Below are 13,047 nucleotides of genomic sequence, written 5' to 3'. Positions count from 1 at the left end.
CAAAGGACGCACCTGTGCGCGCACGACCGATCTTGTGAATCGGCGCACAAGCGTCCGGCCCATTGTGGCAGCCCCCTTTGCCCGCCCTTGACCGGGGTCCCGGCCATCGCCGCCCTCACCCCGCTCGCCCCTGTTCGCGCCCGGGATCTCCGGTTAACGTCCTCCCGTGGCAATGTTCCGACTGCAAGGCAGCAGAGTGCTCGCCGTCGACCTCACCGGGGACACCGTCAAGGCCAAGAACGGCTCGATGGTGGCCTACGAGGGCCGGATGGCGTTCAAGAAGACGACCGGTGGCGGCGAGGGGCTGCGCGGCGTGGTCACCCGCCGGCTGACCGGCGAGCAGATGGAGGTCATGGAGGTGTCCGGCCAGGGCACCTGCTTCTTCGCCGACCGCGCCTCCGAGATCAACCTGGTCAGCCTGCGCGGCGAGAAGATGTACGTGGAGGCCAGCAATCTGCTGTGCACCGACGGCGGGGTGCGCACCGGGACCAGCTTCACCGGGCTGCGCGGCGGGGCCAGCGGGAACGGCCTGTTCACCACCACCCTGGAGGGCACCGGCCAGGCGGCGATCATGTCGGACGGCCCGGCGGTGGTGCTCCGGGTGACCCCGCAGTACCCGCTCTCGGTCGACCCCGGGGCGTACGTCGCCCATCAGGGCAACCTCCGGCAGTCCTTCCAGTCCGGTGTGACCTTCCGCACCCTGCTCGGCGAGGGCGGCGGCGAGGCGTTCCAGATCCGCTTCGAGGGCGACGGACTGGTCTACGTCCAGCCCAGTGAGCGCAACACCGTCGGAGGGGACGTCTGATGCCGTTCCGCGAGATCAACTCCAAGATGGTCGAGGCGGTCGTCTCGCCCGGGCAGCGGATGTTCAGCCAGCGCGGGGCGATGCTCGCCTACCGCGGCGAGGTCTCCTTCACCCCGAACCTGGCCGGCGGCCAGGGCGGGCTGATGTCGATGATCGGCCGGCGCGCGGCCGGCGAGGACACCCCGCTGATGACCGTGGAGGGCAGCGGCACCGTCCTCTTCGGCCACGGCGGCCACCATGTCCAGGTCATCGAGCTGACCGGGGACACCCTCTACGTGGAGGCGGACCGGCTGCTCGCCTTCGACGGCACCCTGCGCCAGGGCACCGTCTTCCTGGGCTCGCAGGGCGGGGTGATGGGCATGGTCCGCGGCCAGGTGTCCGGGCAGGGGCTGTTCACCACCTCCCTCCAGGGCCAGGGCGCGGTCGCGGTGATGGCGCACGGCGGGGTGATCCGGCTGCCGATCACCCCGGACCGCCCGGTGCATGTGGACCCGCAGGCCTATGTCGCGCACCACGGCGACGTACGGAACAAGCTCTCCACCGCGCTGGGCTGGCGGGACATGGTGGGGCGCGGCTCGGGCGAGGCGTTCCAGCTGGAGCTGAGCGGCAGTGGTGCGGTGTACGTCCAGGCGTCGGAGGAGAAGCTGTGAGCACGCCCGCGATGTGGGACCCGATGACGCTGCCGGCCGACGACAACGTCAATCCGTACACCTTCTGCGTGGAGCTGAAGGGCTCCCAGTGGTTCCTGCAGAAGGGCAAGATGATCGCCTACTACGGGTCGATCGAGTTCAACGGCCTGGGCCACGGACGCCTCGACCGCCTGCTCCGCACCAGCTTCCACTCACCCCTCCACGCGAGCGACTGGGTGGTGGCCGAGGGCAGCGGCAAGATGCTGCTGGCGGACCGGGCCTTCGACGTCAACAGCTTCGACCTGGACGAGGGCAATCTGACCATCCGGGCCGGCAACCTCCTCGCGTACCAGCCGTCCCTGGCCCTGAAGCAGTCCATCGTCCCCGGCTTCCTCACCCTCATCGGCACCGGGAAGTTCGTGGCGGCCTCCAACGGCCCGGTGGTCTTCATGGAACCGCCGCTGCGGGTGGACCCCCAGGCCCTCGTCGGCTGGGCCGACTGCCCCTCCCCCTGCCACCACTACGACCACGGCTATATGACCGGGATCATGGGCGGCGTACGGGCGCTGACCGGGCTGGGCGGGGCGTCCGGCGAGGAGCACCAGTTCGACTTCACCGGCGCCGGCACCGTACTGCTCCAGTCCACCGAACAGCTGATGCCCGAGCTGGCGACCGGAGCCACCCCGCACGAGGCCGGCGTCCCCGGCGCGCACCCCGGGCCCGGATCCGGCCACGGCCAGCAGTCCATGCCGCGCCTTCCCGGCCAGCTGGGAGACCTCCAGCGCCGCTTCGGCCTGTGAACGGTAGTCTGCGGAGGGTGACGCCCTCGAACGCCTGCGCCTTTATCCGGGCACCGAGGACGGGTTCGACGTCACCGACCGCACCACCCCGCCCCATTGTTCACTATTCAACTTCTTAGGTAGAATCCATCCATGGAGACCGAGACGGCCACCCCCTGGCTGACCGATGCCGAGCAGTGCGCCTGGCGCACCTACCTGGACGTGGGCAGGCTGCTGAACTACCAGCTGGAGAAGGACCTCCAGCCGTTCGGGCTGACCATCAACGACTACGAGATCCTGGTCAACCTCTCCGAGGCGCCCGACCGGCGCCTGCGGATGAGCGACCTCGCCTCCGTCACCCTCCAGTCCAAGAGCCGCCTCTCCCACCAGATCACCCGCATGGAGAACGCGGGCCTGGTCCGCCGGGAGAACTGCGAGTCCGACCGGCGCGGGCTCTACGCCGTCCTCACCGACCCGGGCATGGAGACCATGCGCAAGGTCGCCCCGCACCACGTCGAGTCGGTCCGCAGCCACCTCATCGACCGGCTCACCCCCGAGGACCTGGACCACCTCCACCAGTCGCTCAAGCCCATCGCCGAACGCCTGCGCGGACTGCGCGGCAAGCCCTAGACCGCCGGCAGCCGCAGCTCGAACCGCGCGCCGCCCGAGGGGGACCGGGCGGCGCGCAGGGTCCCGCCGTGCCGGGCCGCCACATCCCGGGCGATGGCCAGCCCCAGGCCCGCCCCGCCCTCGTCCCGGCTGCGCGCGTCGTCCAGCCGCACGAACCGCTCGAAGATCCGCTCCCGCTCAGCCTCCGGCACCCCCGCCCCGTCGTCCGCGACCGCGAGCAGCACCTCACCGCCGTCCCGCCGGACCTCCACCGCGACCTCCCCCTCCGCATGCCGCTGCGCGTTGTCCAGCAGATTCCCCAGCACCCGCACCAACTGCGCCCGCGACCCGCTCACCTCCGCGGCCCCCTCGGCCGCCACCCGCACCGGCACCCGGTCCCCCGACCGCTGCGCCACCTCGGCCCGCACCAGCGCCGCCAGATCCACCCGCGCCTGCCCCGGCCGCTCCCCCGCGTCCAGCCGCGCCAGCAGCAGCAGGTCCGCCGCCAGCCCCTGCAGCCGTACGGTGTCCTCCACCGCCCCCGGCAGGTCCAGCAGCGCCGGATGGGCCGCCCCCACCTCCAACTGCGTCCGCAGCGAGGCGATCGGGCTCCGCAACTCATGCGAGGCGTCCGCCACGAACCGCCGCTGCCGCTCCACCGAGGCCTCCAGCGCCGCCAGCGTCTCGTTGGTCGTCCGCGCCAGCCGCGCCACCTCGTCATGCGTCCCCGGCTCCGGCACCCGCCGCGACAGATCCGCCGACGCCGTGACCGCCGCCATCTCCCGCCGGATCCCCTCCACCGGCGCCAGCGCCCGCCGGGTCACCAGCCAGGTCGTCCCCGCCACCACCACCAGCAGCGCGGGCAGCGCCGCCAGCATCGCCGTACGCACCCCCGACACCGCCGCCGCCTGCACCGCCGACCCCGCGTACACGGTGGCCTCCCGGCCGTCCCCCGCCTTGACCTCCACCGCCGCGAACCGATAAGCCTCCCGCTCCCCCTCCACCGTCACCTCCCCCGTCGAATACCGGACATCCTCCGAAACCCCACCACCCCCATCCCCCTCCTCCACCGGCCCCACCGGCACCACCCGCACCGACCGGCTCCCCGCCCCCTCGATCGCCTCGATGCCCTCCCCCAGGGCGACCACCCGGCCGTCCGACACCACCTGCACCGGATGCTCCTCCGCCTCGTCCGGCAGATCCAGCTCCCCGAACGGCGTCCCCGCCGCCACCTGCACGGCCACCGACCGCGCCGTCACATTGGCCTGCAACTCCGCCTGACTCGCCAGGCTCCCCCGCAGCACCGCCAGCAGCGCCACCCCCGCCACCGCCAACGCCAGCGCCACCACCAGCGTCGCCCCCAGCGACGTCCTGGCCCGAACCGACCTCAGCAGCCTCACCGCTCCCCCAGCCGATAACCCGCCCCACGCACCGTCCGAATGATCCCCGCCCCCAACTTCCTTCTCAGCGCGCTCACATACACCTCCACGATGTTCGGGTCCCCCTCATAAGCGAAGTCCCAGACGTGCTCCAGAATCTCCCCCTTCGACACCACCTCGCCCCTCCTCGTCACCAACTGCTCCAACACCGCGAACTCCTTGGCCGTCAACCCCACCTCCTCCTCCCCCAACCGCACCCGCCGCGCCGCGGTGTCCACCGTCAGCTCTCCCGCCGTCAGCACCGGCGACGCCGCCCGCCCCCTCCTCCGCAGCAGCGCCCGCACCCGCGCCAGCAGCACCACATAGCTGAACGGCTTGGTCAGATAGTCGTCCGCCCCGGTATCCAGCCCCTCGGCCTCGTCGTACTCCCCGTCCTTCGCCGTCAGCATCAGGATCGGCACGTCGTTCCCGGCCGCCCGCAGCGCCCCGCACACCCGGTAGCCGTTCATCCCCGGCAGCATGATGTCCAGCACCACCAGGTCGTACGGCTCACTCCCGGCCCGGTGCAGCCCCTCCAGCCCGTCGTGCACCACATCCACCGCGAACCCCTCGGCCCGCAATCCCGCCGCCAACGACAGGGCCAGCCGCTTCTCGTCCTCCACGATCAACAGACGCATGGGTAACAGGTTCCCAAACGGAACCTGAAGCGCCCTTCAGCCGCCTTCAGCCTGCGTTCAGCCGCCACGTCGCACGGTGGATCCGTACCTGGAAAGCCCAACCCTCACGGAGGTCCACCCCATGAAGCGCAACCTCGTCATCGCCACGGTCACCGCCGCCCTCCTCGCCGGCGGCACCGCCACCGCGTTCGCCGTCGCCGACGGGGCCGACCAGGGCCCGGCGAAGACCGCGCAGTCCGCCCCCAAGGTGACCGCCGAGCAGGCCCTCAAGGCCGTCGCCGACCGCGGCCAGGTGGTCTCCCTCGACCTGGACGACGACGGCGGCAAGCAGGCCTGGGACGTCGAGCTCCTCAAGGACGGCAAGGTCCAGGACTGGACCGTAGACGCGACCACCGCCAAGGCCACCCAGGACAAGGCCGACGCGGACGACGCCAACGACAACGACTGAGGTCATCCGCCTACCCGCCGGGCGGCGACGTCCGGCGGGTAGGCGCCCTCGGCCCGGGAGGCCATGGGCCGCCGGCCCGGCAGGGCCCGTGCGGGAGGGGTCCGTACGAACCGGTCAGGGCCTTCGGTCCGGGGAGGCATCAGCCACGGCGAATCGGTCAGTGCGCCGCCGGTCGGGTGGGGGTACGCAGGGTCGCGCGCGCAGCCGCCGAGCGTAATGAGGCGGTGAGATTGACCGTCGAACGGTAAGCGCGAGCGGCGAGCACGTGAGCCCGGAGTGCCCACGCCCCCACCCACCGCAGAGCGGACCCGACCACCGGGCCTGGACATGGCCACCGGACCGCAACCACAACAGACCCAACCGCGTCAGCGAGACCACCGAACGCGCGCCCAGCCACCGGCGGCGCAAACGCCCCCACGGCAGCGGACCGACCGGGCAGCCGAACACCGCCGGTGCCGGCGAAAGGGGGCCCGGGGGGCGGAGCCCCCCGGCTACGAACCCGTCAGACCAGACACCAACGTGTCCGCCGCCGCATAAGGATCCAGCTCCCCCGCCACAATCCGCTCCGCCAGAGCCGACAGCCGCTGGTCCCCCCGAAGATCCTCGATCCGCGACCGCAGCGCGGTGACCGCGATGGTCTCCACCTCGCGCGCCGCCCGCGCACGGCGGCGCGCCGCGAGGACCGAGCGCTCCTCCATCCAGGCCCGGTGCTTCTCCAGCGCCTCGACCACCTCGTCGACGCCCTCCCCCCGCGCCGCCACCGTCTTGACGATGGGCGGCCGCCAGTCGCCGGGGGCGCGCGCCTCGCCCAGGCCGAGCATGTGGTTCAGCTCCCGGGCCGTCGCGTCGGCCCCGTCCCGGTCGGCCTTGTTGACCACGTACACGTCGCCGATCTCCAGGATGCCCGCCTTGGCCGCCTGGATGCCGTCGCCCATCCCGGGGGCGAGCAGGACCACCGAGGTGTCGGCCTGGGAGGCGATCTCGACCTCCGACTGGCCGACACCGACCGTCTCCACCAGGACCACATCGCACCCCGCCGCGTCCAGCACGCGGATCGCCTGGGGGGCGGCCCAGGCCAGGCCGCCGAGGTGGCCCCGGGTGGCCATGGAGCGGATGTAGACGCCCGGGTCGGAGGCGTGGTCCGACATCCGGACCCGGTCGCCGAGCAGCGCGCCGCCGCTGAACGGGGAGGACGGGTCGACGGCGAGCACGCCGACCCGCCGCCCCATCCGGCGGTACGCGGAGACCAGCGCCGAGGTGGTGGTGGACTTGCCGACGCCGGGCGAGCCGGTCAGCCCGACGACGTAGGCACCCCCCGCCAGCGGGGCCAGCGCGGCCATGACCTCCCGCAGGTGCGGGGAGGCGCCCTCCACCAGCGAGATGAGCCGGGCCACGGCCCGCGGCCGGCCCTCTCGTGCCTGGGCGACCAACTGGGGGACGTCCACCATGTGCGTACCGCTCCTTACCTGACGAACGTCCGCGGGCTACTTCGCCGGGACGCGGACGATGAGCGCGTCACCCTGACCGCCGCCACCGCACAGCGCCGCCGCCCCGGTGCCGCCGCCGCGCCGCTGGAGCTCCAGGGCGAGGTGGAGCACGATCCGGGCGCCGGACATCCCGATCGGGTGGCCCAGCGCGATCGCGCCGCCGTTGACGTTGACCTTCTCGGCGGTGACGCCGAGGTCCTTCATGGACTGCACGGCCACCGCCGCGAACGCCTCGTTGATCTCGATGAGGTCGAGGTCCTCGACGCCGATGCCCTCCTTCGACACCGCGTGCCGGATCGCGTTGGACGGCTGGGACTGGAGCGAGTTGTCCGGGCCGGCCACGTTCCCGTGCGCGCCGATCTCGGCGAGCCACTCCAGCCCCAGCTCCTCGGCCTTGGCCTTGCTCATCACGACGACCGCCGCGGCCCCGTCGGAGATCTGCGAGGAGGTGCCGGCGGTGATGGTGCCGTCCTTGGTGAAGGCGGGGCGCAGCTTGCCGAGGGACTCGGCGGTGGTGTCGCCGCGGATGCCCTCGTCCTTGGCGAAGAGGACCGGGTCGCCCTTGCGCTGGGGGATCTCCACGGGGGCGATCTCCGCGTCGAAGACGCCGTTCTTCTGGGCGGCGGCGGCGCGCTGGTGGGAGAGCGCGGCGATCTCGTCCTGCTCGGGGCGCTGGATGCCCAGGCGGGTGTTGTGCTTCTCGGTGGACTCGCCCATCGCGATGTTCTCGAAGGCGTCGGTGAGCCCGTCGTGCGCCATGGCGTCGAGCATCTGGATGGCGCCGTACTTGTGGCCCTCGCGGGAGCCGGGGAGCAGGTGGGGCGCGTTGGTCATGGACTCCTGGCCGCCGGCCACCACGATGTCGAACTCGCCGGCGCGGATCAGCTGGTCGGCCAGCGCGATGGCGTCCAGGCCGGAGAGGCAGACCTTGTTGATGGTGAGGGCCGGGACGTTCATCGGGATGCCGGCCTTGACCGCGGCCTGGCGGGCGGGGATCTGGCCGGCGCCGGCCTGGAGGACCTGGCCCATGATCACGTACTGCACCTGCTCGCCGGTGACACCGGCCCGGTCGAGCGCGGCCTTGATGGCGAAGCCGCCGAGGTCGGCACCGGAGAAGGACTTCAGCGAGCCGAGGAGGCGGCCCATGGGCGTACGGGCGCCCGCGACGATGACGGAGGTGGTACCGGTCGTTCCAGACATGGGCGGGACCCCTTGGGGTGTGAAGTGAACGAGGGTTTACTGCCAATGTACTGAGCGGTACGCGCCCGGGTCATCGCCCCGTCGGTGTGACGGCGCGCACGTTGCGTAACCATCCCGCGCGCGCTGCACTGGGTGCCATGCTGACGCGAATCGACCACATCGGGATCGCCTGCCGGGACCTCGACGCCACCGTCGAGTTCTACCGTGCCACCTACGGCTTCGAGGTGTTCCACACCGAGGTCAACGAGGAGCAGGGGGTCCGCGAGGCCATGCTCAGGATCAACGGCACGGACGACGGCGGGGCGTCCTACCTCCAGCTGCTGGAGCCGACCCGGGAGGACTCCGCGGTGGGCAAGTGGCTCGCCAAGAACGGCGAGGGGGTGCACCACATCGCCTTCGGCACCGCGGACGTGGACGGGGACGCGGAGGCCATCCGGGGCAAGGGCGTGCGGGTGCTCTACGAGGAGCCGCGGATCGGCTCGATGGGCTCGCGGATCACCTTCCTGCACCCGAAGGACTGCCACGGCGTGCTGACCGAGCTGGTCACCTCGGCCGAGACGCCCCCGGCGCACTGACCCCCACCCAGCCGCCACCGGGCCCCCACCGAGCCGTCCCGGGGGACAAGGCGCAGGCCACCACCCAGCCGTCCCGGGGACAAGGCGCAGCCCCCCACCGAGCTGTCACCCAGCCCTCCCGGGGACAAGGCCACCAAGCTCCCCTGAGCCGTCCGGAGGACGAAGAGCACTGACCCGCCGATTCCCGGCCCGGTAGAGTGGGCTGCTCCGGGCCGGGGCCGGATCGGGGCCGTGCCATGTCTCCGTATGCGATCTGACACCATTTCCCCCGGGGGACCGTTCGCGGGCGGACGGTGCCCGTGTCACGTCAGTTGCGACCAGGGGACGGATGGGACCGCGCAGTGCGGGGCTACGAACGCGCAGAGAGCCACCGGGCTGACGACCACCTTTCGCGGTTCGAGGCCGAGATGGACCGGCTGAAGACCGAGCGGGAGAAGGCCGTCCAGCACGCCGAGGACCTCGGTTACCAGGTCGAGGTGCTGCGGGCCAAGCTGCACGAGGCGCGGCGCACCATCGCCTCCCGGCCGTCGTACGACAGCGCCGACATGGGCTACCAGGCCGAGCAGTTGCTCCGTAACGCGCAGGCGCAGGCCGAGCAGCTGCGGGTCGACGCGGAGCGTGAGCTGCGCGAGGCCCGGGCGCAGACGCAGCGCATCCTCCAGGAGCACGCCGAGCACCAGGCCCGGCTCCAGGCGGAGTTGCACACCGAGGCGGTGCAGCGCCGGCAGCAGCTGGACCAGGAGCTGGCCGAGCGCCGGCAGACCGTCGAGGCGCACGTCAACGAGAACGTGGCCTGGGCGGAGCAGCTGCGGGCCCGGACCGAGGCGCAGGCCCGCCGGCTGATGGACGAGTCCCGGGCGGAGGCCGAGCAGTCGCTGGCCGCGGCCCGGAGCGAGGCCGTGCGGCTGGCGGAGGAGGCCCGCCAGCGGCTGGGCGCGGAGGCCGAGACGGCCCGCGCCGAGGCGGAGGCGATCCTGCTGCGGGCCCGCCGGGACGCGGAGCGGCTGCTGAACGCGGCCTCCACGCAGGCCCAGGAGGCCACCAGCCACGCCGAGCAGCTGCGCAGCGCCACCACCGCGGAGTCCACCGAGGCCCGGGCGAAGGCCGCGGAGCTGGCCCGGGGCGCCGAGCAGCGGATGAGCGAGGCCGAGGAGAAGCTGCGGGAGGCCCGCGCCGAGGCCGAGAAGCTGGTCGCGGAGGCGAAGGACGCCGCGGCCAAGCGGCTGGCGAGCGCCGATTCGGCGAACGAGCAGCGCACCCGTACCGCCAAGTCGGAGATCGCCCGGCTGGTCGGTGAGGCGACCAAGGAGGCCGAGGCCCTCAAGGCGGAGGCCGAGCAGGCGCTCGCGGACGCCCGGGAGGCGGCCGAGAAGCAGGTCGCGGAGGCCTCGGAGAAGGCCCGTACCGCGGCGGCGGAGGACTCTGCGGCGCAGCTGGCGAAGGCCGCCCGGTCGGCCGAGGAGATCCTGTCGAAGGCGTCCCAGGACGCCCAGGAGACCACCCGCAAGGCCTCCGAGGAGGCGGAGCGGGTCCGCGGGGAGGCGGAGGCCGAGGCGGACCGGCTGCGGGGCGAGGCGCATGACACCGCCGAGCAGCTGAAGGGCGCCGCGAAGGACGACACCAAGGAGTACCGCGCCAAGACCGTCCAGCTCCAGGAGGAGGCGCGGCGGCTGCGCGGGGAGGCCGAGCAGCTGCGCGCGGACGCGATCGCCGAGGGCGAGCGGATCCGCGGCGAGGCGCGGCGCGAGGCGGTGCAGCAGATCGAGGAGGCGGCGAAGACCGCCGAGGAACTGCTGGCCAAGGCGAAGGCGGACGCGGACGAGACGCGGACGGCGGCGACCACCGAGGGCGAGCGGGTCCGCGCGGAGGCGATCGAGCGGGCGACCGGGCTGCGCCGGCAGTCCGAGGAGACGCTGGAGCGCACCCGGGAGGAGGCCGACCGGCTGCGGGCCGACGCCGAGGAGCAGGCCGAGTCGGTGCGTACCGCGGCCGAGGAGGCGGCGGCCGCGCTGCGCGAGGAGACCGAGCGCGGTATCACCGCCCGGCAGGAGGAGGCGGCGGCCGAGCTGGCCCGGCTGCACTCCGAGGCCGAGGCGCGCCTCGCGGCGGCCGAGGAGGCGCTGTCCGAGGCCCGGGCGGAGGGCGAGCGGCTGCGCCGGGAGGCGTCCGAGGAGGCCGAGCGGCTGCGCGCCGAGGCGGCCGAGCGGATGCGGGCGCTGGGCGAGCAGGCCGAGCAGGACGCGGAGCGGCTGCGCACCGAGGCGGCGGCGGAGGCGTCGGCGTCCCGCGCCGAGGCGGAGGGTGTGGCGGTACGGCTGCGTTCGGAGGCCGCGGCGGAGGCGGAGCGGCTGCGCACCGAGGCGCAGGAGACCGCGGACCGGGTGCGCGCGGAGGCGCAGTCGGCGGCCGAGCGGGTGACCGCGGAGGCGGCCGAGGAGCTGGCGGCGGCCCGCGAGGAGGCGAACCGGCGGCGCCGGGAGGCCGAGGAGACCCTCGGCTCGGCGCGTGCCGAGGCCGACCAGGAGCGGGAGCGGGCCCGGGAGCAGAGCGAGGAGCTGCTGGCCTCGGCGCGCAACCGGGTCGAGGAGGCGCAGGCCGAGGCGCTGCGGCTGGTGGAGGAGGCGGACCGGCGGGCCACCGAGCTGGTGGCGGCCGCCGAGGCGACCGCCCAGTCGGTGCGGGACGCGGTGGCCGGGCTGCACGAGCAGGCCGAGGAGGAGATCACCGGGCTGCGTTCGGCGGCCGAGCACGCGGCGGAGCGCACCCGCGGGGAGGCGCAGGAGGAGGCGGACCGGGTCCGTGTCGACGCCTACGCGGAGCGGGAGCGGGCCGCGGAGGACGCGGCGGGGCTGCGCGAGCGCTCCCGTGCGGAGTCGGAGGCGGCCCGGGAGCTGGCCGAGCGGACGCTGGCCGAGGCGGTCGCCGAGGCGGACCGGCTGAAGTCGGACACCGCCGAGTACGCGCAGCGGATGCGGACCGAGGCCTCGGACGCGGTGGCCTCGGCTGAGCAGGACGCCTCGCGGACCCGGGCGGACGCCCGGGAGGACGCCAACCGGATCCGTTCGGAGGCGGCGGAGCAGGCGGACCGGCTGGTCGGCGAGGCGCGCGCGGAGACCGAGCGGCTGACCACCGGGGCCGCCGAGGCGCTGGCCGCGGCCGAGCAGGACGCGGCCCGGCTGCGGTCGGAGGCCGAGCAGGTCAAGGCGGAGGGCGAGCGGCAGGCCGAGGAGCTGCGGGCGGCCGCCCGTGCCGAGGGCGAGCGGGTGCTGGACGAGGCCCGCCAGGCCGCGGACAAGCGGCGCGCGGACGCCGCCGCGCAGGCCGACCAGCTGGTGGCCGAGGCCAGTGGCGAGGCGGAGCGGCTGGGCGAGCGGTCCACCGAGCAGGCCGAGCGGCTGGTGGCGGACGCCACCGCGGAGGCGGAGCGGCTGCGGACCGAGGCGGCGGCGGACGCCGAGCGGGTACGCGGTGAGGCGGCCGGCGAGGCGGAGCGGCTGCGCGCCGAGGCGGCCGAGACGGTCGGCTCCGCGCAGCAGGCGGCGGAGCGGATCCGTACCGAGTCCCAGCGGCTGCGCACCGAGGCGGAGGCGGCGGCCGAACAGCTGCGCGCCGAGGCCCGCGCGGAGGCGGACCGCCAGGTGGACGAGGCCCGTGAGGCGGCGGCCAAGCGCCGCTCGGACGCGGCCGAGCAGGCCGACCAGCTGGTGGCCAAGGCCCAGGAGGAGGCGCTGCGCGCCACCGCGGAGGCCGAGTCGCAGGCCGACACCATGGTGGGCGCGGCCCGCACGGAGGCCGAGCGGATCGTCGCGGAGGCCACCGTGGAGGGCAACTCGCTGGTGGAAAAGGCCCGTACGGACGCCGACGAGCTGCTGGTCGGGGCGCGCGGGGACGCCACCGCCATAAGGGAGCGGACCGAGGAGACGCGCCGCCGGGTCGAGGCGGAGATCGAGGAGCTGCACGAGCGGGCCCGCCGGGAGTCGGCCGAGCAGATGAGGTCGGCGGGCGAGCGGGTGGACAAGCTGGTGAAGGCGGCGACCGAGCAGCGCGCCGAGGCCGAGGAGAAGGCCAAGACCCGCCTGTCGGACGCCGATTCGGAGGCGAGCCGGGTGCGGATCGCGGCCGTGAAGAAGGCCGAGGGGCTGCTGAAGGAGGCCGAGCAGAAGAAGGCCGGGCTGTCCCGCGAGGCGGAGAAGATCAAGGCGGACGCGGAGGCGGAGGCCGAGAAGCTGCTCGCCGACGCCCGGCGCGAGGTGGAGGTCCTGGGGAGGCGCCGTGAGGACATCCAGTCCGAGATCTCCCGGGTGCAGGACGTGCTGGAGGCTTTGGAGTCGTTCGAGTCACCGGGTGCCGGGGGCGGCCGGGACGGCAAGGACACCTCGGGGGTGAAGGCCGGCGCGACGGCGGGGGCTACCCGTTCGGGTGGCAAGTCAATCGAGGAGTAAGCCACTCAAAAGGCTGG

Annotated in this window: 11 protein-coding genes; 7 read left to right on the top strand and 4 right to left on the bottom strand. The window is 73.7% G+C overall.

Annotated features, from left to right (window positions below; genetic code table 11):
• Nucleotides 1-172: 172 nt before the first annotated feature.
• From M1O15_RS08860 to M1O15_RS08845, 4 genes are all read left to right on the top strand, one after another.
• Entirely contained in the window at nt 173-805 is a 633-nt protein-coding gene (locus M1O15_RS08860) for an AIM24 family protein (RefSeq protein WP_248632789.1), read from the top strand.
• Nucleotides 805-1,455, top strand: coding sequence for an AIM24 family protein (locus M1O15_RS08855; RefSeq protein ID WP_248632715.1), 651 nt, complete (start codon nt 805-807; stop codon nt 1,453-1,455). Before M1O15_RS08860 ends, M1O15_RS08855 begins: the two co-directional genes overlap by 1 nt.
• Nucleotides 1,452-2,234 (top strand): AIM24 family protein, encoded by a 783-nt coding sequence (locus M1O15_RS08850; protein WP_248632714.1) that lies wholly within the window; start codon nt 1,452-1,454, stop codon nt 2,232-2,234. Before M1O15_RS08855 ends, M1O15_RS08850 begins: the two co-directional genes overlap by 4 nt.
• A gap of 132 nt (nt 2,235-2,366) precedes the next feature.
• Nucleotides 2,367-2,843: a MarR family winged helix-turn-helix transcriptional regulator gene (locus M1O15_RS08845; RefSeq protein WP_248632713.1), complete on the top strand. Its 477-nt coding sequence runs from the start codon at nt 2,367-2,369 to the stop codon at nt 2,841-2,843.
• On the opposite strand, the gene M1O15_RS08840 is transcribed toward M1O15_RS08845, so the two are convergent.
• Together M1O15_RS08840 and M1O15_RS08835 are read right to left on the bottom strand one after the other, a co-directional pair.
• A complete protein-coding gene (locus M1O15_RS08840) occupies nt 2,840-4,213 on the bottom strand; it encodes a sensor histidine kinase (protein ID WP_248632788.1) in 1,374 nt (457 codons plus the stop codon). The two genes, M1O15_RS08845 and M1O15_RS08840, sit on opposite strands and share 4 nt — an antisense overlap.
• A 5-nt stretch (nt 4,214-4,218) precedes the next feature.
• Nucleotides 4,219-4,878 carry a response regulator transcription factor gene (locus M1O15_RS08835; protein ID WP_248632712.1) on the bottom strand — a complete coding sequence of 220 codons (660 nt, stop codon included), beginning with the start codon at nt 4,876-4,878 and terminating at the stop codon, nt 4,219-4,221.
• A gap of 121 nt (nt 4,879-4,999) precedes the next feature.
• Between M1O15_RS08835 and M1O15_RS08830 the strand changes: the two genes are divergently transcribed.
• Entirely contained in the window at nt 5,000-5,326 is a 327-nt protein-coding gene (locus M1O15_RS08830; protein WP_248632711.1) for a PepSY domain-containing protein, read from the top strand.
• Nucleotides 5,327-5,817: 491 nt separating this feature from the next.
• Here M1O15_RS08830 and meaB read toward each other — a convergent pair whose 3' ends face one another.
• Complete coding sequence (meaB, locus tag M1O15_RS08825; RefSeq protein WP_248632710.1) at nt 5,818-6,774, bottom strand: methylmalonyl Co-A mutase-associated GTPase MeaB; 957 nt, start codon at nt 6,772-6,774, stop codon at nt 5,818-5,820.
• A gap of 36 nt (nt 6,775-6,810) precedes the next feature.
• Nucleotides 6,811-8,013 carry an acetyl-CoA C-acetyltransferase gene (locus M1O15_RS08820; RefSeq protein WP_248632709.1) on the bottom strand — a complete coding sequence of 401 codons (1,203 nt, stop codon included), beginning with the start codon at nt 8,011-8,013 and terminating at the stop codon, nt 6,811-6,813.
• Nucleotides 8,014-8,150: 137 nt separating this feature from the next.
• Here M1O15_RS08820 and mce point away from each other — a divergent pair, with 137 nt between their 5' ends.
• Both mce and scy read left to right on the top strand, forming a co-directional pair.
• Complete coding sequence (mce, locus tag M1O15_RS08815; RefSeq protein ID WP_248632708.1) at nt 8,151-8,588, top strand: methylmalonyl-CoA epimerase; 438 nt, start codon at nt 8,151-8,153, stop codon at nt 8,586-8,588.
• A 341-nt stretch (nt 8,589-8,929) separates the two neighbouring features.
• On the top strand, nt 8,930-13,030 hold the full coding sequence (scy, locus tag M1O15_RS08810) for a polarized growth protein Scy (RefSeq protein WP_248632707.1): 4,101 nt from the start codon (nt 8,930-8,932) through the stop codon (nt 13,028-13,030).
• Nucleotides 13,031-13,047 lie beyond the last annotated feature (17 nt).

The organism is Streptomyces lichenis (assembly GCF_023218175.1).
In the GTDB taxonomy this organism is placed as follows: Bacteria; Actinomycetota; Actinomycetes; order Streptomycetales; family Streptomycetaceae; genus Streptomyces; species Streptomyces lichenis.
The sequence above is the reverse complement of the archived record's forward strand: the minus strand, read 5'-3'. Positions and strand labels throughout refer to the sequence as shown.

Coding starts and splice junctions, on each gene's coding strand:
- M1O15_RS08860 (WP_248632789.1), top strand. CDS start 173: ATGTTCCGACTGCAAGGCAGCAGAGTGCTCGCCGTCGACCTCACCGGG.
- M1O15_RS08855 (WP_248632715.1), top strand. CDS start 805: ATGCCGTTCCGCGAGATCAACTCCAAGATGGTCGAGGCGGTCGTCTCG.
- M1O15_RS08845 (WP_248632713.1), top strand. CDS start 2,367: ATGGAGACCGAGACGGCCACCCCCTGGCTGACCGATGCCGAGCAGTGC.
- M1O15_RS08835 (WP_248632712.1), bottom strand. CDS start 4,878: ATGCGTCTGTTGATCGTGGAGGACGAGAAGCGGCTGGCCCTGTCGTTG.
- M1O15_RS08830 (WP_248632711.1), top strand. CDS start 5,000: ATGAAGCGCAACCTCGTCATCGCCACGGTCACCGCCGCCCTCCTCGCC.
- meaB (WP_248632710.1), bottom strand. CDS start 6,774: ATGGTGGACGTCCCCCAGTTGGTCGCCCAGGCACGAGAGGGCCGGCCG.
- M1O15_RS08820 (WP_248632709.1), bottom strand. CDS start 8,013: ATGTCTGGAACGACCGGTACCACCTCCGTCATCGTCGCGGGCGCCCGT.
- mce (WP_248632708.1), top strand. CDS start 8,151: ATGCTGACGCGAATCGACCACATCGGGATCGCCTGCCGGGACCTCGAC.